The sequence below is a fragment of the Carboxylicivirga sediminis genome (genome assembly GCF_018156225.1).
In the GTDB taxonomy this organism is placed as follows: domain Bacteria; phylum Bacteroidota; class Bacteroidia; order Bacteroidales; family Marinilabiliaceae; genus Carboxylicivirga; species Carboxylicivirga sediminis.
The window spans coordinates 158,774-184,827 of record NZ_JAGTAR010000003.1 but is presented as its reverse complement, the minus strand read 5'-3'; the positions used below and the strand labels follow the sequence as shown (position 1 = coordinate 184,827).

The 26,054-nt window shown below is 39.1% G+C and carries 22 protein-coding genes; 16 read left to right on the top strand and 6 right to left on the bottom strand.

The window, feature by feature from the left end:
• Nucleotides 1–14: 14 nt before the first annotated feature.
• Nucleotides 15–3,104, bottom strand: coding sequence for an ATP-binding cassette domain-containing protein (locus KDU71_RS03610; RefSeq protein WP_212188534.1), 3,090 nt, complete (start codon nucleotides 3,102–3,104; stop codon nucleotides 15–17).
• 70 nt (nucleotides 3,105–3,174) lie between these two features.
• On the bottom strand, nucleotides 3,175–3,612 hold the full coding sequence (locus KDU71_RS03605; RefSeq protein ID WP_212188533.1) for a hypothetical protein: 438 nt from the start codon (nucleotides 3,610–3,612) through the stop codon (nucleotides 3,175–3,177).
• 296 nt (nucleotides 3,613–3,908) lie between these two features.
• Between KDU71_RS03605 and KDU71_RS03600 the strand changes: the two genes are divergently transcribed.
• From KDU71_RS03600 to citC, 6 genes are all read left to right on the top strand, one after another.
• Nucleotides 3,909–6,047, top strand: coding sequence for a S9 family peptidase (locus tag KDU71_RS03600; RefSeq protein WP_212188532.1), 2,139 nt, complete (start codon nucleotides 3,909–3,911; stop codon nucleotides 6,045–6,047).
• A 320-nt stretch (nucleotides 6,048–6,367) separates the two neighbouring features.
• On the top strand, nucleotides 6,368–6,658 hold the full coding sequence (citD, locus tag KDU71_RS03595) for a citrate lyase acyl carrier protein (protein WP_212188531.1): 291 nt from the start codon (nucleotides 6,368–6,370) through the stop codon (nucleotides 6,656–6,658).
• A gap of 6 nt (nucleotides 6,659–6,664) precedes the next feature.
• A complete protein-coding gene (locus KDU71_RS03590; protein ID WP_212188530.1) occupies nucleotides 6,665–7,558 on the top strand; it encodes an HpcH/HpaI aldolase/citrate lyase family protein in 894 nt (297 codons plus the stop codon).
• An 11-nt stretch (nucleotides 7,559–7,569) separates the two neighbouring features.
• The gene (gene citF / locus KDU71_RS03585) at nucleotides 7,570–9,123 is read left to right on the top strand and encodes a citrate lyase subunit alpha (protein ID WP_212188529.1); all 1,554 of its coding nucleotides are present in this window, start codon (nucleotides 7,570–7,572) and stop codon (nucleotides 9,121–9,123) included.
• The gene (locus tag KDU71_RS03580) at nucleotides 9,123–10,532 is read left to right on the top strand and encodes a triphosphoribosyl-dephospho-CoA synthase (RefSeq protein WP_212188528.1); all 1,410 of its coding nucleotides are present in this window, start codon (nucleotides 9,123–9,125) and stop codon (nucleotides 10,530–10,532) included. The genes citF and KDU71_RS03580 overlap by 1 nt, the downstream gene beginning before the upstream one ends.
• A gap of 4 nt (nucleotides 10,533–10,536) precedes the next feature.
• A complete protein-coding gene (citC, locus tag KDU71_RS03575) occupies nucleotides 10,537–11,613 on the top strand; it encodes a [citrate (pro-3S)-lyase] ligase (protein ID WP_212188527.1) in 1,077 nt (358 codons plus the stop codon).
• 24 nt (nucleotides 11,614–11,637) lie between these two features.
• Here the strand turns inward: citC and KDU71_RS03570 are convergent, their stop codons facing one another.
• Entirely contained in the window at nucleotides 11,638–11,964 is a 327-nt protein-coding gene (locus KDU71_RS03570; RefSeq protein WP_244828162.1) for an STAS domain-containing protein, read from the bottom strand.
• A gap of 11 nt (nucleotides 11,965–11,975) precedes the next feature.
• Nucleotides 11,976–12,440, bottom strand: coding sequence for an Hpt domain-containing protein (locus tag KDU71_RS03565; RefSeq protein ID WP_212188526.1), 465 nt, complete (start codon nucleotides 12,438–12,440; stop codon nucleotides 11,976–11,978).
• Nucleotides 12,441–12,695: 255 nt separating this feature from the next.
• Between KDU71_RS03565 and gcvT the strand changes: the two genes are divergently transcribed.
• The 8 genes from gcvT to KDU71_RS03525 all read left to right on the top strand — a co-directional run bounded on the left by gcvT (nucleotide 12,696) and on the right by KDU71_RS03525 (nucleotide 21,137).
• Nucleotides 12,696–13,778: a glycine cleavage system aminomethyltransferase GcvT gene (gene gcvT / locus KDU71_RS03560; protein ID WP_212188525.1), complete on the top strand. Its 1,083-nt coding sequence runs from the start codon at nucleotides 12,696–12,698 to the stop codon at nucleotides 13,776–13,778.
• A 283-nt stretch (nucleotides 13,779–14,061) separates the two neighbouring features.
• Nucleotides 14,062–15,132 carry a 3-phosphoserine/phosphohydroxythreonine transaminase gene (gene serC, locus KDU71_RS03555; RefSeq protein WP_212188524.1) on the top strand — a complete coding sequence of 357 codons (1,071 nt, stop codon included), beginning with the start codon at nucleotides 14,062–14,064 and terminating at the stop codon, nucleotides 15,130–15,132.
• A gap of 81 nt (nucleotides 15,133–15,213) precedes the next feature.
• Nucleotides 15,214–16,137, top strand: a complete 924-nt coding sequence (locus tag KDU71_RS03550) for a 3-phosphoglycerate dehydrogenase (protein ID WP_212188523.1) — start codon at nucleotides 15,214–15,216, stop codon at nucleotides 16,135–16,137.
• Between the two features lie 220 nt (nucleotides 16,138–16,357).
• The gene (locus KDU71_RS03545) at nucleotides 16,358–17,614 is read left to right on the top strand and encodes a DUF1015 domain-containing protein (protein WP_212188522.1); all 1,257 of its coding nucleotides are present in this window, start codon (nucleotides 16,358–16,360) and stop codon (nucleotides 17,612–17,614) included.
• 114 nt (nucleotides 17,615–17,728) lie between these two features.
• Nucleotides 17,729–18,400, top strand: coding sequence for a YggS family pyridoxal phosphate-dependent enzyme (locus tag KDU71_RS03540; RefSeq protein WP_212188521.1), 672 nt, complete (start codon nucleotides 17,729–17,731; stop codon nucleotides 18,398–18,400).
• A gap of 112 nt (nucleotides 18,401–18,512) precedes the next feature.
• Nucleotides 18,513–19,499, top strand: coding sequence for a dihydroorotate dehydrogenase-like protein (locus KDU71_RS03535; protein WP_212188520.1), 987 nt, complete (start codon nucleotides 18,513–18,515; stop codon nucleotides 19,497–19,499).
• A gap of 246 nt (nucleotides 19,500–19,745) precedes the next feature.
• Nucleotides 19,746–20,675 (top strand): hypothetical protein, encoded by a 930-nt coding sequence (locus KDU71_RS03530; RefSeq protein ID WP_212188519.1) that lies wholly within the window; start codon nucleotides 19,746–19,748, stop codon nucleotides 20,673–20,675.
• A gap of 18 nt (nucleotides 20,676–20,693) precedes the next feature.
• Nucleotides 20,694–21,137 (top strand): hypothetical protein, encoded by a 444-nt coding sequence (locus tag KDU71_RS03525; protein WP_212188518.1) that lies wholly within the window; start codon nucleotides 20,694–20,696, stop codon nucleotides 21,135–21,137.
• A gap of 33 nt (nucleotides 21,138–21,170) precedes the next feature.
• Here the strand turns inward: KDU71_RS03525 and uvrA are convergent, their stop codons facing one another.
• The gene (gene uvrA / locus KDU71_RS03520) at nucleotides 21,171–23,975 is read right to left on the bottom strand and encodes an excinuclease ABC subunit UvrA (RefSeq protein WP_212188517.1); all 2,805 of its coding nucleotides are present in this window, start codon (nucleotides 23,973–23,975) and stop codon (nucleotides 21,171–21,173) included.
• Nucleotides 23,976–24,179: 204 nt separating this feature from the next.
• Between uvrA and KDU71_RS03515 the strand changes: the two genes are divergently transcribed.
• Entirely contained in the window at nucleotides 24,180–24,773 is a 594-nt protein-coding gene (locus KDU71_RS03515; RefSeq protein WP_212188516.1) for a sigma-70 family RNA polymerase sigma factor, read from the top strand.
• A gap of 61 nt (nucleotides 24,774–24,834) precedes the next feature.
• Nucleotides 24,835–25,041 carry a hypothetical protein gene (locus KDU71_RS03510; protein WP_212188515.1) on the top strand — a complete coding sequence of 69 codons (207 nt, stop codon included), beginning with the start codon at nucleotides 24,835–24,837 and terminating at the stop codon, nucleotides 25,039–25,041.
• Here KDU71_RS03510 and KDU71_RS03505 read toward each other — a convergent pair.
• Nucleotides 25,038–26,033 carry a glycosyltransferase gene (locus tag KDU71_RS03505; protein ID WP_212188514.1) on the bottom strand — a complete coding sequence of 332 codons (996 nt, stop codon included), beginning with the start codon at nucleotides 26,031–26,033 and terminating at the stop codon, nucleotides 25,038–25,040. The genes KDU71_RS03510 and KDU71_RS03505 overlap by 4 nt on opposite strands.
• Nucleotides 26,034–26,054: the final 21 nt, after the last annotated feature.

Here is a 26,054-nt window from a genome sequence, read left to right as displayed (position 1 = left end):
GTAGCAATAGTTGCTTATTCAGTTTTTTTTCTGTCCTTAAAGTACCATATTGTTTTAGTGCGCAATGATAATAAGCCTGGCAGTGCACGTAAATAAAGCATCAGAAACAGGATAAGGTTGATAACCCAAATAACAATGGTGTTTGCATAATAGGTATCTATTTTTCTTTGATCAAAGGGTTTGGTTGGTGCCAGGAAATGAGCTTTCAGAAACTGACTCTCCGGATCCTGATAGATGGGATCAATCTTTTGCCATAGCTCACCGTCATATTCGATTATCTTATTGGAGAAAAAATTGTTTGAGTTGGTTACAAAGCGTTCCAGATCGTTATTGTGATACTTACTTTTAGCTTCCAGGTAAATTTTACGATTTTCTTCTGTGCTTGTAAGTTGTTTTATTTTATCATCAAGTCGGTTATCGGATTTGTTGTATAGTGTCTTATAGTAGTTTTTTAAATACTGAAGGTAGTTATCTACCGAATCCAGATTGTATCCAGATTGGTGATTAGAAAGAAGTGTAAGCTGACCAGAACGATTAGGGTAGAGTTGGTGGTGTTTTTCTAACTCTTTGTTTATTAGCTTTGCAGAGTAAGTTATTTGTTCATGACTAGTTGCTTGCTCTTCGTTGGTCTGATTGACGATTTTACGTAGATGATTATTAAGTGATGGTATCCAAAACTCTTTACGATATTTTGCCTGACTTTTAAGCTTTTCATAACTGTAAAAATCCTTATCAAACTCATTGCTGGTGTATTGGGCAACCGCCAGGGCCTCAAATGCCCATCTGGCAGTTATTATCTCACCATATAATGGAATGCGTTCGGGGCTTGAGATACTAGGGTTTAGCCTGTCGAAACTAATAAATACGCCACTAAGTATTAATTGGGGAATGATTAAGAATGGGATGATAATGTATATATTGACCGTCTTTTTAAATGTGTCAGAGATGTTCAGTCCTAATATGTTGGCAAAAACAGAGCAGCTAAACAGTATCAACCAGTATTGAAAGAACATGCCTTCGAGTTCAATGATAAAGTTGCCAATAAGCACAAATAAAGCCGACTGAATAGCTGATAGTCCTGAGAGAATAAATAGCTTGGAAAACAAATAGCTTAAGCGACTAAGGTTTAAAAATGATTCACGCCGTTGAATTTTACGATCGTTTATTATTTCCTCAGCACTTACCGTGAGTCCAACAAACAATGCGATAATAACCGAAATAATTATGTATACAGTTATGTTAGGGTTTTTTGCAAAGCTGTATACTGAATCGGTGGTATTATCAACATCGTAATAACGTATGATAGTGGCTAGCAGAAGTGCCAGTACTGGCGTTTCAAGCAGGTTAATTAATAGATATTGCTTATTGGCTAGTTTAGAAACAATGTCGCGCTTCATAAAAATGAAGAGCTGTTTTATTCTATTGGGTATTTGAAAACTTTTTGGGGGCAGCGCACTGTTAGCGGATGCTGGTGGTTCGATGGACTCCCAGCCTTCATGAAACAGATCATACCATTCTTTGGGATCAACACGGCGGGTTTGGGTAAAATTTCCGTATTCATCCAGTATCTGTGAGTTGACAATGTTCAGTATCTGTTCCACATTAACATTACCGCAGGTCGGACATTCACTCTCATCTCTATTGGCATGGTTGATACACGCCTTAAAATAATTAACGCTTTCAACGGGATCGCCATTGTATATCAGGTAGCCCCCAGTATCAAGCACCAGCAGCTGGTTGAACATTTTAAAGATAGCTGATGACGGTTGGTGGATGACTACAAATACCAGTTTGCCTCTAATCGATAATTCTTTGAGCAGGTCAATGATGTTATCTGAATCGCGTGATGACAACCCAGATGTTGGTTCATCAAGAAATAATATGGATGGTTCTCTGATAAGTTCCAGGGCTATATTAAGACGTTTTCGCTGGCCGCCACTAATCTTCTTATTCAACGGGCTGCCCACTTTCATAAAACGGATTTCGTAGAGCCCCAGATTTCTAAGCAACTTTAACACTTTCCGGCGAATACGGTATTCTGGCAAATTGTCAAAGCAAAGCTTAGCATTGTAATACAGGTTCTGATACACGGTCAAATCTTCCATCAGCAGGTCGTCCTGGGCTACATAGCCGATAAGGCCTTTTGCCTGATCCAGGTTTTTATGTACATCAATATCATTAATTAAGACCTGCCCTCTGGTTGGGGCATTAATGCCGCTTAAAACATTGACCAACGTGCTTTTTCCAGCACCACTTGAACCCATTATACCGACTAACTTTCCTGATTTAGCTGCAAATGATGTTTTATGCAAGCCAATGGCTTTCTTGCTAAAGTGGTATTCGACATTAACACATCTGAAATCAACGGCATTTTCAGTGCTGTCAGTAATAAATTGACTGAAAATATCACTGTAAAATATGGTATCAATCAGCTTGTTTCGGAGCGAACTGCCTGGGTTGAGAATCTGTACCCTTCCTTCGTTTATCAGCTGCCCATTCATGCTCAGGTCCATGTTACCATTAAAACGGAACGCAAATAGGTTGACTGATTTTAAATGAATAACACGTAATTCGCCTTTCAGGTTCTCCCAGAATAAATGTTTGAAAGCCGTTGATTCGTAACGGGGTATGCTGTCGACAATTAATACGTTATTGGCATCGGGTACTGCGTTAAACGAACTTGTAACAAAAGATATTATTGACTGATACTCTTCTTGCGGAATATTAAAGGTGAGTGCGACTGTTTCAATAAACTCACGCTCATAATCACTCATGCCAACATCAATATTCAGAAACTCTATTAGTTGAATCAATACAATAAGTTTCTGGTAATAGGTAAGTGCTTCGTTGATACCTGTTGCAATCTTAAGAACTTTTACAGAGCTGGCTGCATGACGTTTATAGAATTTATCTTTGTCAGACAGGCGCTGCTCATGTTCGCCTTGCAGTTTATCGAATAATAGCAGATAATCTTCGACGAGTCTAGTGTTAAGTTGTTGATTTAAAAATGACTTAACAATTATTCTGCGTGATTTTATTTCAGTTCTGGGAAATGCAATGAGCGCAAACAGCTGTATCAGGGCTTTTAATATTTCTTCGCTCATACTGCATATTCAGGTAACCTCTGTGAGGTAGATGTATTAATTTCCTTTATTTGTAAGGGCCTTTTGATGATTAATTGAAGGCCTCTAAGCTTTTGAATCCAATCATTAACATGGCAATACCAGAAGTTGATTTATTAGGATTTAAACGAGCCTCAACAATGCACTCAACCGAGCCTTCAATTTTAAAGTCCCATGAACCGGCTGCTTCAAATTGTTCATTTGAAAAGAGCAGGTTTCGCTCTTTATCGTAAATAGAAAAGAGAATATTATTATCCTCATGGCTGCATGCTACAACACGATACATGCTTCCTGAGAAAAAAGTTGTATGAAATTCTGCGACTTCAGTACCTGTTAAAAAAGCTCTGAAAGGCTGACCACTGGCTACAAATGGTGATTTAAGCTGGTTAATACAATTGTTGAATAACACATCTTCTTGTGAGTTTAATTTCAGAGGAGAGAATAAAGCAATAACTGCTAGTAGCAAGAAAATAATTGGGTGCTTTTTCATTTTATTAGCGCTTTATCGAGATTTTACAGGTTCAAAATTTTCAGAAAGATATTCAAAAGTTGTCAATTATTAGGTTTGATAGCGCAAAAAAAATAAAAAAACTTAAAGCGCCTAAACTGTGTGTTTGGTTTGTTACATACGGCTTTACCCCATATTAAAGATCAAACTAATTACTTTTCTCATTGTTTAGTTGACAATATTTTACCAATTATGCACTTGATTGATAACTTTAATCGCTACGATATTATTGCGTTGTTGAGTAAAAAATTATAATCTAATTAATTAAAATATATCTGATGAAGAGGCAAATCTTAATCTTGTTTCTAGCCATAATTAGTCTGCATCCTGCTGAGGGGCAGTTATCGCTGGAAGATGTTATTTATGGAGGAAAAACAGTATATAACTACTATCCAAGAGCTTTAAATGTTAGTTTTAGAGGAGACATGAACCAGCTGGTCATTCAACGAAAAGATTCGGTGATGGTGCAGGGTATTAAAGATGAAAAAGCATTGTTTCTGTTTGATTTAAATTGGCTTAATAACATCCTAAAGCAAGAAGATCATACGGAATTGAAACGGTTGCCGGCATTGAAATGGGAAACGGCCTCGTCTTTTTCGTTCACAACAAACAGTGGTTTCTATACTGTCGATCAAAGCGAAGGTCGGATAACCATGTTCGTAGGCAAAGCTAAGAATGGGCAAAATTTTGATTTGAATACAGATAACGCTCAGGTGGCCTACACTGTCGGAAATGATTTATTTATACAATCGAATAATAACGAGCCGGTTTTTGTGGCCGGAAAAGAAGGTGACGATGTGATTTTTGGTCATACTGTGCATCGCAATGAATTCGGTATCAATAAGGGAACATTTTGGTCGCCCGATGGTGGCTCGCTGGCTTTTTATCGCGAAGATAACTCAATGGTCAGTGATTATCCGCTTGTTAATGTAGATGAGCGAGTTGCCAAGTTGGAGAACGTTAAATACCCCATGGCCGGTATGAGTAGCCATCAGGTAACAGTTGGGATTTACAACCTTGCTACTGAAGAAACCATTTACTTAAATACAGGCGCTCCATATGATCGCTTCTTTACAAACGTTTGCTGGACCCCTGATAATCAGTTTATATTAATTGCAGAGCTGAACAGAGAGCAAAATCATATGCAGCTTAAAAAGTATAGTGCCACAACTGGAGAATTGGTGGCCACTTTGTTTGAAGAGAAGGATGATAAATGGACCGAACCACAACACCCTGCATTATTTATTCCTAAGCGTAAAAGTGAGTTCATCTGGCAATCGATGAAAGACGGTTATAATCATCTTTACATTTACAGCCTTGATGGAAAACTTAAAAAGCAATTGACAAATGGCAACTGGGAAGTAACCAATGTACTTGGATTTGATGCTGCTGGCAAAAATATTTTTATTGAATCCACTAAAGAAGAGGCTTTAGAGCGTCATATTTACAAAGTGAGCTTGTCCTCGGGTAAGATGACGCGCATATCTAGTGAGCAAGGCGTTCATCGTGCAAAAATAAGTAAGGATGGTCGTTATGCCATTACCAATTTCTCCTCGCTTAATGTGCCTTCAAAGACTAACCTGAAGGATACGCAAGGGTGTTTAATTAAAACATTACATGTTGTAGATAATCCGTATAAAGGGATTGAAACTGGAAAGGTAGAGTTGGTTAAATTAAAAACCAAAGATGGGCAATTTGAATTGGATGCACGAATGGTGTTACCTGTAGGATTTGATCCAGCTAAAAAGTATCCGGTCATCGTATACGTGTATGGAGGACCGCATTCGCAAATGGTTCAGAATCGCTGGCTGGCTGGTGCCCGGGGATGGCAATTATATATGGCTCAAAAAGGCTACATTGCTTTCACTCTGGACAACCGTGGGACAGCCAATAAAGGAAAGGCATTTGCGCAGGCCATTCATCGCCAATTGGGGCAGTTGGAGGTGGAAGATCAAATGCAGGGCATAGAGTATTTGAAATCATTACCATATGTTGATACAGAGCGCATCGGTGTGCATGGTTGGAGCTATGGTGGTTTCATGACTATCTCAATGATGACTCAGCATCCTGAGGTATTTAAGGTGGGCGTAGCAGGTGGACCGGTTATTGACTGGAAATATTATGAGATTATGTATGGCGAACGCTATATGGATATGCCACAGGAGAATCCCGAAGGTTATGAATTGGCCAATCTGAATGGGAAAGTAAATAACATTGAAGGACGTTTGTTGGTAGTTCATGGGGCTATCGATCCGGTTGTGGTTTGGCAGCATAGTCTGACATTTGTGCGCGAATGTGTTAAGAATAGGGTGCAGATAGATTACTTCGCATACCCACGTCATGAGCATAATGTAATTGGTCGGGACCGTATTCATCTCATGGAAAAAGTAACAAGGTATTTCGACGATTTCTTGTAAACCAAGATGTAAAATAGCTTATAAGCCTGATGCCATAGATTTGGTGTCAGGCTTTTTTGCTTAAGAAAAGATTTTTGGCTGAAATTCAAAGCTTTTTATTGCTAATTTGATTCGGGAGTTAATGGTTGTATAATCAATTGTTTGTGAATTTTAGCGATAGCCTGATGAAAATCATGTAATGTAATAATGTACAGAATATCAATTGATAATGTAATCGTTTAGTTGCACTGTGGAAAGATATGTTTTATAACCATTGTTATAAGTAGGTTTTTAAGAGATTATATTCAATATTTGATGAAATATTTCTTTAATTGCTAATTATGGAACTTAAAACAAAAGCTCAGGCTGGAAGTTTCGAATCAAGTGATGTACTGATTCTGGTTGAGCCGGTTGAGAAAGGTGCCGGGCGTATTATAGAGTTGAAGTCAATTGTTATGCAGCAGTTTGGTGATGATTTGTTGGGTCAGATACATGCCAATCTGGATGATTTTAAAATTGATGATGTCCGCTTAATCATTAATGATAAAGGCGCTTTACCGCCAACTGTCTCAGCTCGCCTGGAAACGGCATTGAAGAGAGCTGCCCAACTACAATCCGGAACCCTAAAGTAATTGTCGATGAAAGTCAAACAACGAACCTTTAAAAGACGCACAATGCTGTATATTCCCGGCAATAATCCGGCGATGTTGCAGCAGGGTAGCGTATATGGTGCAGATGGTGTCCTGCTTGATTTGGAAGATGCTGTTGCACTTAACCAGAAAGATGCTGCCCGTATTTTGGTAGCCCATATGTTGAAGTATATTTCCTATGAAGGGTGTGAGGTAACCGTCAGGGTTAATCATATTGATACGCCTTTTGGATTGGAGGATTTAAAGCAGATTGTTCCTCTTCAACCCGATGCACTTCGGCTACCCAAAGTGGAGACCGTTGATGAGATTAAGCGCATTCTGGAGCTTATCGAGCAAATTGAAGATGAGCATAACTTGCCGCATAATCAGATGAATGTGCATGTGATGATTGAAACCGCTCTCGGCGTTCAAAATGTTTATGATATTGCCAGATATTCACCTCGTATTGACGCTATTTCAATTGGCGGGCAGGATTTGGCAGCCGATATGCAGCTGGTAAAAGCGAATGATGGTGTAGGTATTGACTATGCCCGTAAGCAGGTAGTAATGGCAGCTAAAGCATGTAAAATAGATGTATTCGACACCGTTTTTGTTGATGTTGAAAATGAGGAAGGACTGCGCGAAGAAGCTGAATATATCAAAAAGCTCGGCTTTACAGGTAAGGCAATCATTAATCCACGTCAGATTGAAGTGGTGAATGAGGTGTTTACACCAACCGAGTTGGAGATTCGTAAAGCGGCTAAAATTGTGAAAGCCTTTGAACGTAACAAGGCCGAAGGAATTGGGGTATTTGCTGTTGATGGAAAAATGGTCGACGCACCCGTTGTGCAACGTGCTTTACGTGTACTTGAAATGGCCGATATTGATGTTGAATCGCTTTAAACCCGACAGTTGTGAAAAATATATTGCAAAGAGAAATACCTGAAGAGCTTGAGGGTATTGGGAAGTTAGAGGCTTTTGAAGGAGCGTTTTCAAAGCTGAAAAAAGGATGGATGGAAGAAAAAACTGTTCCGCCTCCCAATAAAGCCAAAATGCCACATTCCAGCAAAATCTGTGATACGCTGCGTGATGCCATATTAAAGACCAAACCTCGTGATGGAATGACGGTATCTTTTCATCACCATTTGCGTGGGGGGGATAACCTGGTGTACGAAGCCATCAAGATTCTTGCAGATTTGGGTATTAAGGATATTACTTTGGCAGCCAGTAGCCTAACTACTGCTCATGACCCGATTTTACCATATTTTAAGGATGGTACCATAACTCAGGTGTACGCCAGTGGTATTCGCGGTGAACTGGGGAAAGCCATTGCCGAAGGCGTTTTGCCTAAGCCATTTGTCATTCATTCGCATGGTGGACGTGTGCGTAGTGTGCACACTGGTAAAATAAAAATTGATCTAGCAATTCTGGCAGCATCGGCTGCTGATGAAGAAGGCAATGCAACAGGTGCACATGGTCCGTCAGCGTTTGGCTCAATGGGTTACGCAGCCATCGACTCTTGGTATGCCAAGCAGGTGATTGTAGTCACCGATAATATTGTGGATTATCCTTGTGTACCACAGTCTATTACACAAAACTACATCGATTACGTGGTGAAAGTTGATTCTATTGGCGATCCTTCTAAAATTGCTGGTGGAACCACGCGTATTACCAAAGCACCTATGGACCTGCAGATTGCTCGTTTGGCAGCTCAGGTGATTGAGCATTCCGGCGAATTGAAAGAAGGATTCAGTTTCCAGGTGGGAGCAGGTGGTGCTTCATTGGCAGTAGCCAAATACATCCGAAAAATAATGAAGCATCGCTCGATAAAGGGCAGCTTTATTTTAGGAGGTGTTACTTCCTATGGTGTTGATATGCTGAATGAAGGCCTGTTTCGTTCTATTTTTGACGTGCAGTCTTTTGATGCAGCAGTCAGTTCATCCTTATTAGAGAATCAGTATCACATTGAAATTCCTGCTGGCTTGTATGCCAATCCGTTTAACTGTGGTTGTATGACCAATAAGTTGGATATAGTTGTACTTGGGGCTTTAGAGATTGATACTAACTTCAACGTTAATGTGATTACAGGCTCGGAGGGATATGTGCGAGGTGCATCTGGAGGTCATAGCGACACGGCATCTGGTGCAAATCTCACGGTTGTTGTATGCCCATCTTTCAGAGGTCGTATACCTATTGTTAAGAAGAAAGTACATACCATTGTTACCCCGGGTGAAAGCATTGATGTATTGGTGACCGAACGTGGGATTTGTGTTAATCCACAAAAATCAGAATTAAAAGCGAACCTTGAATCAGCAGGAATTAAAGTCAAAGATATTGAAGTGTTAGCAGAAGAGGTTGAGGGAATTACAGGTAAAGCTAAGCCAATTGAAACAACTGAACGAGTGGTGGGTATTGTAGAATACCGTGATGGAACTGTTATTGATGTGATTCACCAGGTGAAAGAGTAATGGAGATAATTAAGGAGACAGAGATATTTGAGAGCTTATTGCTGGCGAGGGAGGCGCGTCAGCAATATAAGCTTGATTTGCTTCAAAAGCAGTACCACCTGGTTTCTCTCCAATTAAATATTCCGGGGCTGCCCAAAACTAACGATATACTTACTGCATTTATCAAAGAGGTTGAAGCTGATTTTGAACGTTATATCGTTAGTTTGAATGCTAATAACCGATGGAGTAATAAACAGGTGTTAACGGATGCCGCAGGTGATGCTGTTATTTATTTGTTTGATAAGCAGCAGCTCAGTGCAATGGAACTGAAGGCCATAACCGAAACTTTTGAGCAAAGCTTTGTACTGGGACGAATTGTAGATTTAGATGTGCTGGATGCAGATGGACAACCGGTATCGTCTGGTAAAGCAAAGGTCTGTTTTATTTGTGAGCATGCAGCCGAAGATTGTCGAAAAACTAAGCGCCATGCGATTGTCGATGTGCGAAGAAGCATGGAGGAGGCCATTGACAACTACCTGCGTGAACTGAGGATGAAAGAGGTGGTTACCAAGGTGGCATCTATTGCCCTTCAGGGCTTGCTGTACGAAGTGTCGCTGAGTCCTAAGCCTGGGCTTGTGTGTCGCCAGTCGAGCGGTGCGCATACCGATATGGATTTTACTACTTTTTTAAATTCATCAGCGGTTATTTCCCCTTATTTCATAGAGGTTTGTCAATTAGCAATTGATTTTAAAGGTAAAGATGTATCTGTCATATTGCCTCGTATTAAACAGATTGGCCTTAAAATGGAAGACGCCATGTTCAATGCAACCAATGGCATTAACACGCATAAGGGAGCGATTTTTCTCCTGGCACTTAGTTGCTTTGCCATTGTGCGGGTGGTGAATAGATATGGTTACTTCAAAATAAATGCCTTTTCTTCGGTCATTCAGCAGCTTACAAGAGGATTGGTGCAGCGGGAGTTGTGTTCAGCACGTGAGGACGATGTACTGACGCACGGTCAGCAAAGTTTCATGAAGTATGGCCTGCAAGCGGCAGGCGCAAGGGGCGAGGCAGAGCAGGGTATGCCAACCGTATTACACCATTCGTTACCCTGCCTTAATAATAGTATTGACAAAAAGCTAAAAGAGTGCACAGATACTGAAGTGCATGACCTTTTAATTCCGGTGTTGTTAAAACTTATCTCATTGAATAACGATACCAATGTTATCTATCGTCACAATGCTGTTATGCTTGAAGAGTTGAAAGCAAAAGCAAAGCAGGCTTTGAATGATTGGGATAATAATCGTCGTGAAACCTATACCGACCTGGTTGATTGGTGTAACGATATGAAAATATCCCCTGGTGGATCGGCAGATCTTTTAGCGGTAACAGTAACTTTGCATTTATGTCAGACTGAGTTTAGGAAATAGTGTGATGATTGAGAATTCTGATTTTAGAATAGAAGAGCCTGATTTAAGCAGTAAATATGATGTTGACTTAATCCGGCGGTTTCTTTCCCCTTTGGGCTTTTATTTTGATGAGTCATTAGTGGAATACAGTGTGATTCTTTATAACCTTAACGATGATATAGTTGGGGTGGGATCTTGTTTAGGTAAGATACTTAAATACGTTGCTGTGGCTCCCCGCTTTCGTGAATCGGGAGCCTTCGCACATATTGTTACTCACCTTACTGAGCATGTGATGAATCACTATCAGCAGGCTTTTGTTTTTACAAGGCCCGATAATATTCTCCGGTTTGAAGGATTGGGCTATCGTCATATTGCGTCAGCACAACCGCTTATATCGGTCTTTGAATTCGGGTATAAAGATATTAATGACTACAAGAAATATTTAGGTACGATTCGCTCCACGGGAGGAGAAAAACAAGTGGCTGCAATTGTCATGAATGGTAACCCGTTTACATTGGGACATCAATACCTGATTGAGAAAGCAGCAGTGGAAAACGAACTGGTGTATGTTTTTGTGGTGGAAACAGAAAAATCGGTTTTTAAGTTTGGCGATCGCTATGAAATGATACGACGAGGAACACGTCACTTACCGAATGTCAGGCTTGTGAAGGGTGGTGAATATGTTGTATCGTGTGCTACTTTTCCTAATTACTTCTTAAAGAATGAAACGCCAGATATGGTGACTCAGAAACAAGCCGAATTGGATATACAAATATTTTGCAAGCATATTGTTCCTAAGCTTGGTATATGTAAACGCTATGTGGGTACCGAAAACTATTGTGCCACAACACAGCTTTATAACCAGGCCATGAAAACTATTTTGCCTTTCAAAGGAGTTGAGCTAATTGAGGTGGAGCGCAAGCAATTAACGGAAGGAGTGGCGGGTGATTTTATTAGTGCCAGTAAAGTTCGCCAGGCTATAAAAAACGATGATGCTCAGAGGTTAAATCAATTATTGCCACAATCAACTATTGAATATCTCAAAGAAATGAATTTAAGTGCCATTGAGCAGCAATTAAAAACAGCTGATTTGAGGCATTAAAAAAAACCGCCGAAGCGGTTTTAACTATACTATTTGTTCTTCTGACTCAAAAATATCAAAAACTTTATCAAGCTTCATAAGTTTTAACAGGCTTAGCACGTCAGCTTTAATACAGCATAGTTGAAAGGTGCCGCCATTTTGCCTGGCTGTTTTTAATGCACTGATTAAGGTGCCAATACCGGTGCTGTCAATGAAGCTGATGTTTGATAAATTAAGTACCATCTTGACTCCATTACCAGAGAGAGCTGCTGTGAGTTCTGCTTTTACTTCAGGTGCAATAGTTGCATTTAATCTGTCAGTATCAGCTAATAAGCCGAACATTACACCATCATGTTCTTTAACTTGTAGCATATTGTCTATATTTAATTCTCTAATACATCCTGCAATTCAGAAATTGCAGCTTCGCATGTTTGGTTAAAACGCGTAATAATTGCTTCAATTGAACCTTCACTCTTGTTGGCATTCAGCCAGTCTTTACGATCGCTGGAATAACTCTCAAGGCTTTTTTGCAGTTGCAATGCCTCTTCTGAGTTATTTTCACATTGTGATAGTTCATCAATTTTTAAAAGTTTGGCCAATAGTTCCAGATTCTTTAAATCTGTATTTCCTAAATCATCCATGCCCATTGACATAACCGATGATTTGGCTTTGTGAGCAACGGCGGCAATTTTACTCCAATCTTTCTGAGCTAAGCCCTCATCAAAACCATCCCTGAACTCAGGTATTTGTTCGATAAAAATACTAACTAGTTCTTTTATAAGCTCCTGGCTTCCATCTGTGATGCTCTCCAGGTAGTTGAGATTTATGTGTGTGTATGGGTTTGGCATAAGTCAGAATTCAGTTTTATTCATGCTCAAATTACAAATATTTTAACAAATGTAGGTTTTTTACCCGAAATAATTATTCGATACCCAATTTGCAACTTCGCTTATTGATATTAATTAGGTTTTTTAACCGATAATTATCATTTTTTGGCACTTGATAATTTTTCTACATTTGCTCAACATGCTTTGAACTAAAATGGTTCAATCAAATTGTGCATGTTAATTAACTGTATGTATTAAGATTAATATAAATATAACATGAAAAGAACAGCCTTTTACAAGTTTCACGAGTCATTAGGAGCCAAAATTGTTTCATTTGCTGGTTACGAAATGCCTATTGAATATTCAGGAATTAACAACGAACACATGACCGTAAGAAATGGAGTGGGTGTGTTTGATGTATCGCACATGGGCGAGTTTTGGGTGAAAGGTCCAAAAGCCTTTGATTTAGTCCAGAAAGTAACATCAAATGATGTGGCAGCTCTAACGGTTGGACAGGCACAGTATTCATGTTTTCCAAATGGGAAAGGTGGCATTGTAGATGATTTATTGGTGTATAAATACGAAGAAGAGAAGTATTTATTAGTTGTTAATGCGGCCAATATTGATAAGGATTGGGCTTGGGTGAATGAGCAAAACACCATGGGTGCGGAACTGGAGAATGCGAGTGATGATATATCACAGTTGGCTATCCAGGGACCTAAAGCTGAAGCTGTTCTGCAAAAACTAACAGAAATTGATTTATCAGCAGTACCTTATTATACATTTACAACTGGTGCGATTGCTGGAGCAGATGATGTGATTATCTCTAATACAGGCTATACCGGTTCAGGTGGCTTTGAGTTGTACCTGCACAATGCTGATGCCGAAAAAGTATGGACCGCCATTTTTGAAGCAGGTCAGGAAGAAGGTATTATGCCAATTGGCTTAGCTGCTCGCGATACGTTGCGTTTAGAAAAAGGCTTCTGCTTGTATGGCAATGATATTGATGATACAACCTCGTCTATTGAGGCTGGTTTAGGCTGGATCACTAAGTTTAACGAGCACAATAACTTCATTGATAAGGATTACTTATTAAAGCAAAAAGAAGAAGGTGTTTCGAAACGTCTGCGTGGTTTTATGTTGGAGGATAGAGGTATTCCACGTAAAGACTACGAAGTGGTTAACGAAAATGATGAAGTGATTGGTCGTGTGACTTCAGGTACTATGTCACCAATGTTGCAAAAGGGAATTGGTATGGCATACATTAATAAGGGCTATACTAAGTTCGATACAGAAATCTACATCAAGGTTCGTAATCGAAAACTAAAAGCTAAGGTGGTTAAGATACCTTTCGTTTAGGATACCACTAAAAAAGATTAAACTAAAAGTGATAATTATCATGTTTTGGAAGTGGCCAGATTTGGTAAATGTACAAGGTTGATTACTGGCTACTTATCTTTTCAAATAGAATGGTGATACTCGGTTAATCAGTTGAAATATTTCACAAATTACTTTTGAATTGTAAGCTATATTTTAATTGATTTTGTGTGCTTTGCGCCAGATATTTCCTAATTTTGAAACACTCAAAACATGAATCATAACAAACTAAAGTAAATTAGCAGTATTTAAAATTTTTAATAAAATGAAGATTCACAACTTTTCAGCAGGGCCTTCTATTTTGCCTGAGTCAACGATTAAGAATTCGGCTGATGCCGTATTGAATTTTGCCGGTACAGGTTTGTCTTTGCTTGAGGTGTCGCACCGAGGTAAAGAATTTGTTGCCGTTATGGACGAAGCACTCGCTTTATTTAAAGAATTGTTAGACATCCCTGCCGGATACGAAGTTGTTTTCGTAGGTGGTGGTGCCAGTACACAGTTCTGTATGGTACCATACAACCTGATGCAGAAAAAAGCAGCTTACCTGAATACGGGTACATGGGCCAATAAGGCACTAAAAGAAGCTAAAGGATTTGGTGAAGTTGTTGAAGTAGCTTCGTCAAAAGATTCCATTTACAACCATATCCCTAAAGGCTATGAAATTCCTTCTGATGCTGATTATTTCCATATTACAACTAACAATACTATTTACGGAACCGAGATTAAAACCGATCTGGATGTAAATGTACCTTTAGTAGCTGATATGTCATCAGATATTTTCTCTCGCCCGGTAGATGTTTCTAAATATACTTTGATTTATGGTGGTGCTCAAAAGAACCTGGCTCCTGCAGGTGTAACTTTTGCAATTGTTAAAACCGATGCATTAGGAAAAGTAGACCGTCATATTCCTACTATGTTGGATTACCGCACACACATCGATGCGGGTTCAATGTTTAATACTCCTCCTGTATTCCCAATTTACTCAGCTCTTCAAACATTAAAGTGGTTGAAAGAAATGGGCGGTGTATCTGCTATGGAGAAAATCAACATTGAGAAGGCAGCTGTGTTATACGATGAAATCGATCGTAACCGCTTATTCAAAGCACCAGTTGTGAATGTTGAAGATCGTTCATTGATGAACATCTGCTTTATAATGAATGATGAATACAAAGAGTTAGAAAAAGAATTCTTTGATTTCGCTTCATCAAGAGGAATGAGTGGTATTAAGGGACACCGTTCAGTTGGTGGTTTCCGTGCTTCTACCTACAATGCTATGCCAAAGTCAAGTATTCAGGCATTGGTTGACTGCATGAAAGAATTTGAAGCTAAGCACTAAGCAAAAAAACATAAAGACAGTTGGTAAGCCCCGCTGTGGGGCTTACTTTTTATCACCACACTTATATAATACTAAGCAGAGATGAAAAAAATATTAGTAGCAACTGAAAAACCATTTGCTAAAGCAGCCATTGACCAGATTGCACCTGTTGTTAAAGAAGCTGGCTATGAATTGGCACTGCTTGAAAAATACACCGACAAGGCTCAATTGCTGGACGCTGTAAAAGATGCACATGCCTTAATCGTACGCTCTGATAAGGTGACCCGCGAAGTAGTTGAGGCAGCTTCTGAATTAAAGATTGTTGTACGCGCAGGTGCCGGTTACGATAACCTGGATCTGGAAGCATGCACCGAAAAAGGTATCGTAGCTATGAATACTCCAGGGCAAAACTCTAATGCTGTTGCTGAGTTAGTTTTGGGTATGATGGTGTTTATGGCTCGTAATGGGTACAATGGTACTGCCGGTACTGAACTAAGAGGTAAGAAAATAGGTATTCATGCATACGGTAATGTAGGTCATTATGTAGCTGAAATTGCCAAAGGATTTGGTATGGAAATATATGCATTCGATCCTTTTGTTGCTAAGGAAAAGATTGAAGCAGCAGGTATTAAGCCACTTGATACTGTAGAAGAGTTGTATTCTACTTGTGATTATGTATCGCTGCATATTCCTGCTAACGACAAAACTAAGCAGTCTATCAATTACGACTTATTGAACAAGATGCCAAAAGGTGGGGCTTTAGTAAATACAGCTCGTAAAGAAGTGATTCACGAAGAAGAATTGTTGAAGTTAATGGCTGATCGTCCTGACTTTACTTACATTTCAGATATCGCTCCGGATTGCAAAGCTGATTTTGAAGCTAATTTCGAAGGTCGTTTCTTTTTTACACCTAAAAAGATGGGCGCTCAAACTGCTGAAGCTAATATCAATGCCGGGGTAGCTGCTGCAAAACAAATTATCGGTTTCTTCGAAAGCGGTGATGAAACTTTTCGTGTAAATAAGTAATTAACTTATATAGGAATAATATTAAGCGCTGCTCTGTTTACAGGGTGGCGCTTATTGTTCTGTAAAGGGTGTTACATAACAGCTAAAATCACCTTTAAAGTTGACGAAAGTCACCTAATCACTTATGACTGATTACCTACATTTGTATCAGAGCAATTGCCCCAATGTAGTTGCTTTATTTTTATCAGTTATATACTAAAAACTAACTAAATATTAAGAAATGGCAATTATTAAACCGTTCAAAGGCTTAAGGCCTCCGCAAAATATTTCGCAAGACTTAGCCTGTTTACCATACGATGTGATGAACAGTCAGGAAGCAGCTCAAATGGCTGAAGGAAAAGATTGTTCGTTACTACATATTACACGCGCAGAGATTGATTGTCCTGCTGGAACAGACATTCATTCTGAAGAAGTATACGAAAAATCAGTATCTAATTTCAAAGCTTTTCAGGAAAAAGGCTGGTTAGTGCAGGATGACGAAGCCAAGTACTACATCTATGCGCAAACAATGGAAGGACGCACTCAGTATGGTATTGTGGGTGCTGCTGCTTGTGAAGATTATGCTAACGGCATCATCAAAAAGCATGAGTTAACTCGTCCGGATAAAGAGGAAGACCGTATGATTCTGACGCGTTACCTGGATGCTAATATTGAGCCTGTTTTTTTCTCATATAAAGCTGTACCAGAGATTGACGCTATTGTAGAGAATATCGTGAAAAATCAGGCTGCAGACTATGACTTTACAGCTGAAGATGGTTTTGGGCATCACCTTTGGGCCATCAACGATGCAGAAATCAATAACCGTTTGGAAGAGTTGTTTGCAACGAAAGTGCCTGCAACTTATGTTGCCGATGGTCACCACCGTACAGCCGCTGCTGCGCGTATTGGTGATGAAAAAAGTGGACAGAACCCTAATCACACAGGTGACGAAGAATACAACTTCTTTATGGCGGTTCACTTCCCTGATAATCAATTAAAAATTATTGACTACAACCGCGCTGTTAAAGATTTAAATGGCTTAACGCCAGATGAATTATTAGCGAAGTTGAACGAAGTATTTACCGTGGAGTGCATGGGAGAAGGTGAGTATCGTCCTGCTCAACTACACGAATTCAGCATGTACCTTGAAGGAAAGTGGTATAAATTAAACGCAAAAGAAGGTACTTACGACGATAATGATCCAATTGGAGTATTGGATGTAACCATTCTTTCTAATCACGTATTGGATAAAATGCTTGGAATTGAAGATTTGCGTCGTTCAACACGTATTGATTTCATCGGTGGTATCCGTGGTTTAGGTGAATTGAAGAAGCGTGTGGATTCAGGTGATATGAAAGTAGCTTTTGCTTTGTATCCTGTTTCTATGCAGCAATTGATTGATATTGCAGATACTGGTAATATCATGCCTCCAAAAACAACTTGGTTCGAGCCAAAGTTGCGTTCGGGTCTGGTTATTCATAAATTAGAATCCAAATAGTCTTTACCAAAAATACAGACTAACTAAATATCCGTTTTAAGCCTCCTTTAGCAGGGAGGCTTTTTTGTACTATACACCTAAGTCTGTACATTTGTACTTCTAAAAAAACAGAACATGTCAATTCAGGATAATCTACTAGCCGTTAAGCAGCAAATACAAAACAGAGCTTTATTGGTAGCCGTATCTAAAACCAAGCCCAATGAGGATGTGATGGAGGCCTATGAAGCCGGACAAAGAGTCTTTGGCGAAAATAAGGTGCAGGAATTAACCACTAAATATGAAACGCTTCCTAAAGATATTGAGTGGCATATGATTGGCCATTTGCAAAGCAATAAAGTGAAGTATATAGCACCGTTTGTGAGTCTGATTCATGGGGTGGATTCCGAAAAGTTACTCAGGACTATTAATAAGGAAGGAAAGAAGAATAGTCGTAAAATTCCTTGTTTATTGCAGCTGCATATTGCCGAAGAGGAAAGTAAGTTTGGTTTTTCTGAAGATGAGTTGATGAGCTTACTTAGTAAGGAATTGTTAGATGAATTATGTCATATTGAAATTTGCGGCGTAATGGGTATGGCTACCTACACTGATGATGAGCAACAGATAAAAAAAGAGTTTCATTCATTGAAGGAGTTATACAATAGATTGAAAAAATCAATATTTTCTGAGAGTTCGGAATTCAAAGAGATAAGTATGGGGATGTCGGGTGATTACCTTATTGCTATTGAAGAAGGCAGTACAATGGTTCGAGTAGGCAGCTCTATTTTTGGTGCCCGCAATTATCATTAAAACCATTCTATATTAGCTGTCATCAACAATAATTTTTCACTGAAGCTTTCAGGTGGTGGACTTTTGTTTATATTTGCTTTAATCAAGACTTGTATAAAAAATAATAACCCCAATGGCAAATTTAGAAACTAAATACCTTGGATTAACACTTAAGAATCCGATTGTCGTTAGTAGTTCAGGTTTAACCAATAGCGTAGATAAAATTGGTAAACTTGTGGAAGCCGGCGCCGGTGCTGTAGTGTTAAAATCGCTTTTTGAAGAGCAGATTAATCACGAAATAAACAACATTATCTACAAAGGAGAAGGGTTTGATTATCCTGAAGCGGCTGATTATGTAAAAGGATATACGCGGGACAACTCTGTTGCCGATTACCTAAAGTTAATTAGTGAAACCAAAAAGCAATATGATATTCCTGTTATTGCCAGTATCAATTGCTTCTCATCGGATGAATGGGTGGATTTTGCTCAACAAATAGAGGCAGCTGGGGCTGATGCACTTGAACTGAATGTTTTTGTGTTGAACACCGATAAAAATAGTGATCCGGAAGCATATGAGCAGCTCTATGTCGATGTAGTTACTAATGTGAGTAAGGTAGTAAAAATGCCGGTTTCGGTTAAGTTAGGCCTTTATTTTTCTAATTTGGTTAAAGTTGTCAATCGCCTGTCTGTTTCAGGAGCTAAGGGGGTTGTGCTATTTAATCGATTCTATGAGCCTGATATTGATATCAACAAAATGGCTCTAACTTCAGCAGAAGTGTTGAGTTCTCCAGCTGATATGAGACGCACATTGCGTTGGGTAGCCATTACATCAGATAAGGTGCATAATATAGATATTTCGGCTTCAACAGGTGTTCATGATGGCGCAGCAGTGGTTAAGCAATTGCTTGCCGGAGCAACCAGTGTGCAGACTTGTTCTGCAGTGTATAAGCATGGTCCTAAAGTAATCACTGAAATGCTTGACGTATTAAGTCAGTGGATGGATGAGAAGGGTTACAGCGCGATCGAAGAATTCAGAGGTTTGATGAGCTACAGTAAGATTGAGAATCCAGCTTTGTATGAGCGGGCTCAGTTTATGAAGTATTTCTCATCATACGAATAGAAATTTTGATAATTTTAAATATTGAAAAAGTCCGGCTTGCTGAAGCTGGACTTTTTTGATAAGTGACTGTGTGTTAGTCGAGAGGTTCAGCAAACTTTTAGCAATTATTGATTGTTATATAGCTGTGGCTAATATTTATAATACTAAAATGCCGGGCTAATTCGTTTTATTTAATATTTTTATACTAATTTTCAAGAACGAAACGATTAAAATTAAAATAACCAGAAGTTCAAATATTCATTCATTATGAAACGTATAATGACCAAAGCTACCATTTACTTTTTATCACTTGCGATAGGAGGAGTTCTTGTTTTTTCGTCTTGTAATTCGGGGCAGAAGAAGCAAAAGTCAGAAGAACAGCAAATTGTGGAGTCTGTTAATGTTGACGGAAAGCTGGTAGATGATTTTAAGAAATCTAAACTTATTTTTTACTCATTACCTTCACCACTTGAAACGGCCATGCTGATTAAACGTGCAGGTGCCACCTACAATGAAGAACTTTTGAATCCGCTATCTAATATTGATAAGTACTCAACTAATCGTCAAATGGCGCTTAACCTGGGTATTTATTCGGCCGATTTGAGTTATACCAGCTTATTTGATCAAACTCAAAGTTCAATTAAATACATGGCTAATGCCAAGAGGCTGGCAGATGGTTTAGGCATAATGGATGCTATTGATGAGGAAACATTAAAAAAGCTTGAGGCTAATATCGATAACAGAGATGTGATGTTGGATATCATTTCTGAAACGTTTATGTCATCAAATGCTTATCTTACCGAAAATGATCGTCCTGCCATTGCAGTAATGGTTCTCGTTGGAGGTTGGGTAGAAGGTTTATATCTGGCAACTCGCCTGACCAATGGATCTGTAGAAAATAATAAGCGATTAATTGATCGTATTGTATATCAGAAGTTAAGTCTTTATACTGTTATTAATTTATTAGAAGAGTATCAGGATAATGAAGATGTACAGTATTTATTGGACCGTATATCTGAATTGAATGAGATATTTGAAAAGGTTGAGATTAGTAATACTTCGAAGATAGAAGCAGAGACAGATGCTGAATCACGAGTGACAACTATCAAAGCTGAGTCTGAAGCCGTAATTTCTCCTATTGTATTTGAAGAGCTGATGAAGAAGGTTGAGGAGATCAGAACTGAATTTGTTTCTTAATTGATTTGACAAGAAAATATGCGTTTATCAATCATACTGATTAGCCTGTTTCTTGGCGTGTTTAATGTCAACAGTCAGTGTATCAATTTTGCAAAAAGTGTTGGTAAGGATTACTTGGGTGAATATATTCACGATGGTAATTATAATGCAACTATTCTCGAAGAAGGAGAAAAGGCTGAATTGTATAAGACGTTTTTTAGCGGACAGAACTACCGGGTAGCCATTGCAAAAGTTGAGCAGTTACCCGATATTCATTTTCGAATTTTAGATAAAGAAGGAAATGTGCTGTTTGATAACATCAAATACGATTATCGTTTGGTGTGGGATTTTAAAGTCGAATCAACCCAAATGCTGATAGTTGAATTGAATGTGTTGGAAAAAAGCACCGGAGCAGATGACTTAATTAATGGATGTGTATCGGTGTTGTTTGGATTGGAGCCTGGAAAGAAGAAAAAGAAATAAGTGACCTAATACATAAAATACAAAGAGCTCTTTTTAAGAGCTCTTTGTTGTTATATAGGGCTGAAGGTATTTGCCTGTATAAGATTTTGGACATTTCAATAAGTCGTCGGGCGTTCCCTCGTATACCAGGAAGCCACCATCATTTCCTCCTTCAGGCCCTAAATCAATTACCCAGTCGGCACATTTAATCACATCCATGTTGTGCTCAACAATGATTAGTGAATGGCCATTTTTGATGAGGGCAGAAAAAGCATCGAGCAATTTACGAATATCATGAAAGTGCAAACCAGTTGTTGGCTCATCGAAAATAAACATAGTTGGCTGGCTTCTTTCGTTAGCCAGGTAAAAGGCCAGTTTAACGCGTTGACTTTCACCTCCGCTAAGTGTACTGGATGACTGGCCTAGTTTAATATATCCCAGTCCAACATCCTGCAATGGTTTGAGGCGTTTGATGATGCGTTTCTCAGTACTCTTGCTACTTTCACCAAAGAAATCAATGGCTTCATTTACGGTCATTTCCAGTATGTCATACACATTTTTGCCGTTATATTTTACTTCCAGAATATCGTCCTTGAAGCGTTTTCCTTTACAGCTCTCACACTGTAGTACAATATCGGCCATAAATTGCATCTCAACCTTAATGGTGCCTTCGCCCTGGCATTCCTCGCATCTGCCACCATCTATATTAAACGAAAAGTGTGAAGGCTTTAAGCCTAGGTTCTTGGAGGCTTGCTGATCGGCCATCAGCTTACGAATCTCATCATAGGCTTTCAGGTAGGTTGCCGGATTAGAGCGTGAGCTTTTACCAATTGGGTTTTGGTCAACAAATTCAACTTCGTGTAATTTATTAATTGATCCATCAATAAGATCAAAGGAGCCTGTTTTATCAGCATAACCACCCAAGCGCTTTTTTAGGGCAGGGTAGAGGATTTTCTTCACCAATGATGACTTGCCACTGCCTGATACACCTGTAATGACCGTCATTATGTTGAGCGGAAATCTGATGTTAATGTTCTTCAGATTGTTTTCGCAGGCACCAGAAATATTAATAGTATCATTGAATGACCTTCTACTATGCGGAATGGCGATGGCTTCTGTGCCATTAAGGTATTTCGTAGTTAAGCTTTTGTCTGAAGCTTTCAGTTGCCTGAAATCGCCTTGAAAAACCAATTCGCCTCCTAAACGGCCGGCTAACGGACCGATGTCGATAATTGTATCGGCCGAACGGATGATGTCTTCATCGTGCTCAACCACAATAACGGTATTGCCAACCTGCTGCAGGTTGCGAAGTACATTGATAAGCAATGCTGTATCGCGAGAGTGAAGGCCAATGCTAGGCTCATCAAGTATGTACAAAGAACCTACAAGACTGCTGCCAAGACTGGTAGCCAGATTAATTCGTTGGCTTTCTCCGCCTGATAGTGTAGAAGACAATCGGTTCAGTGTTAGATATCCTAGTCCAACATCACATAAGAAACTTAGTCTGGTGCGAATTTCGTGTAGTAGCCGCTTTGATACATCCACTTCATGTTCAGATAGGCTCAAATCCATGAAGAAGTTCTGTAGCTCGGTTATAGGCAGAACAACTAGCTCATGAATACTTTTATCACCGATTTTCACCCAGCTTGCTTCTTTTTTCAGTCGGGTGCCTTTGCACGCAGGGCAAGTGGTTTTGCCACGGTATCGCGAAAGCATAACTCGGTACTGTATCTTATATTGCTTTTCCTCCACATGTTTGAAGAAGGCATTTAATCCTTTAAAGTGCCTGTTGCCGGTCCATAATAGCTCTCTTTGTTCCGGGCTTAATTCGAAATACGGACTGTGTACCGGGAAATTAAAATGGTGAGCACTTCTAATCAGTCGCTCCTTCCATTCTTTCATTTTATCACCTTTCCAGCAGGCTATTGCATCTTCAAATACGGATAGTCCCTTATTGGGGATGACCAAATCTTCATCAATACCTATTACATTGCCAAATCCTTCACATTCGGGACAAGCACCTACCGGATTATTAAAAGTAAACATGTGCTCTGTGGGGAGTTCAAACTCTATACCGTCAAGTTCAAATTTATTCGAGAACTCATGAACTGTTGTGGTGCTGCCTTCATATACTTTTACAAAGCATTCGCCTTTACCTTCATAAAAAGCGGTTTGAATGGAGTCGGCCAGGCGACCTAAAGTATCTTCATCATCGCTGGCCGATAGACGATCAATGACCAGAAGCATTTCTTTACATGCTTGTGCTATGTTCTTCTCTTCTGTCAGAAGCTCATCGATACGTATAAATTGATTGTCAATTTCAACGCGGCTAAAGCCTTGCTTAAGCAGTATGTCAAGATGTTCATGACATTGTCTGTCATCGGCAGATACTATCGGGGAAAGTATGGCTAATTTACATCCTTTGGGTAGCTGTTTAATAAAATTAACCACATCACTGGTGTAGTGCCTTTTTACTTCCTTACCACTTATGGGTGATATAGTTTTTCCAATGCGCGCAAATAGCAATTTGATATAATCATACACTTCAGTACTGGTTCCTACTGTAGAGCGCGGATTACGTGTATTTACTTTTTGCTCAATGGCAATGGCAGGTGGGATACCTTTAATAAAGTCGACATCTGGTTTATCCAATCGTCCTAAGAACTGACGGGCGTATGCACTTAAGCTTTCAACATAGCGTCTCTGACCTTCGGCATATAATGTGTCAAATGCCAAAGACGACTTACCGCTACCAGAAACTCCTGTAATAACAATGAATTGGTTGCGAGGTATTTCTATGTCTATATTTTTAAGATTATGAACTCTGGCTCCTTTAACTGTAATTGCTTTTTTCTGCATGCTCTTACAAATCTTTTTGTGCAAACAAAGATATATGCTGGATATTACAATTGAAACACTTCAAAGCGTAGATAGTTGCAGTCAATGGTATTTGGTTTTTAAACAATTTTTTACTTTTTTTACAACCGAAAACAATTAAGTAGTTATTTCTTAAAAAATATGCCTATCGACGCACCTTTACGAGATGTTTAAAAATAATTGATTATGGAAAAGCAATTAGTGCTTTCTGATGAGCAACTTGTAAAGGATTTTGTTGCTGGTGATGCTGGTTCAATAGATGTACTAATTGAGCGTCACAAGGCAAAGATTTTTTCTTACATTGTAATGTGTGTAAAACAACAGGAACTTGCTGAAGATATCTTTCAGGAAGCGTTTATACGCGTTATACGAACCCTTAAAAATGGTCGCTACAATGATACAGGCAAATTTTCTTCCTGGGTAATGCGTATTGCGCATAACCTCATTATCGACTATTATCGTAAGCAAAAGAATCAGTCGGTTATCTCAAATGATAATTATGAGTATGATTTGTTTAACTCTACTTCATTTTCAGATAAATCTATAGAAGAACAATTGGTATATGAGCAAGTGATGCAGGAAGTTGGTATGTTGGTAAAATTATTACCTGATAACCAGCGAGAGGTTGTGATGATGCGGCATTACCGTGATCTGAGTTTTAAAGAAATAGCTGAAGAAACCAATGTAAGCATCAATACTGCCCTGGGAAGAATGCGTTATGCATTAATGAACCTGCGCAGGCTAGCCGAAGAACGGAATATTTCTTTAACATTACAGTAGTACAATATAATCGTTTGCACTGCGTTATTTAGTTGTAATATAAAATTAAATAGCAGTGCCTATGCGTAAAACAACTACTCAAGATTATGCAGCCTACGAAGAAGAGGCTGATATGCTATTGTCGGTATTTGAAAACCTGCCTGATGCATTATTTAATAATGCAGAGTTACGGCCACACGAATTCATAATATCCAGCATCAAGGCATTTGCCCGCTCGTATCAGTCAATGAATGTATTAGGCTGTGAGAATGGTATGGTGATAAATTAATCGTAAAAGGATTTGGCAAAATTGTGAAAGGCGCCCTTCTTTTTTACTATTCGTACCCAAAAAGCTTTTAGAAAACCAGTACCATATCCTGTTAGCTGTATTAACGAAGCCCATGTGCTTAATATGGCTACCAGGAAGCTCTTTGTTCTCAATTGAGCGTCCAGATAGATAATGGCTGGAAACAAAAGAAAGAGTAGTGAGAACCATGATGACCAGATGAAAGCCAGAGCCAGCAAAAGGGGATAGCCAATGGTGAAAACTGATGGTAGAAGGTGAACCGGCTTTAATGTGCCTGGGTGTAAAAGCGATAAATCAATTCGGGCTATACCAGAGTTAAAGACTTGCTTAAAGAAGGCTTTAAAATGTGTACGGCGCTTATGATATACGTAAGCTTCTTTAATAAGGCCAACTTTATAACCACTATTCATCGTTCGCATACTTAAATCGAGATCTTCCCCAAAGCGCATATCAGCAAATCCACCAATGGCTTCGAATGCTGTTTTACGGATCCCCAAATTAAAACTGCGGGGATAAAACTTATCCATTTTTCGGCTTCCGCCACGTATGCCACCAGTTGTAATTGGTGAGGTCATTGAATAGCTAATGGCTTTTTGAATAGGTGTGAAAAAAGGATGTGACCTATCCGGGCCGCCTAAACAGTCAAGGGGTTGTATTTCTAAATGCTCAATCACATGATTAAAGTAATTAGATGGAATAATACAGTCGCTGTCAAAAAAAATCAGGTATTCTCCTATAGCTTTTGCCGCTCCATGGTTTCGGGCCATTCCAGGTCCTTGGTTGGATTGTGTGTAATAATGCAGGTTTAGCTGGCTGAAATAGGGCTCAATAACCTCCTTGCATGGGGTTGAAGAACCATCTTCAACAATAATAACTTCAAATACAGATTTAGCAGATTGTAGTGTTAAAGATTCTAACAATTCAACAATTTCGTCAGGCCTGTTGTAGATAGGAATTATTACTGAAAACTGCATGGCTATTTGCTTTATGCCACC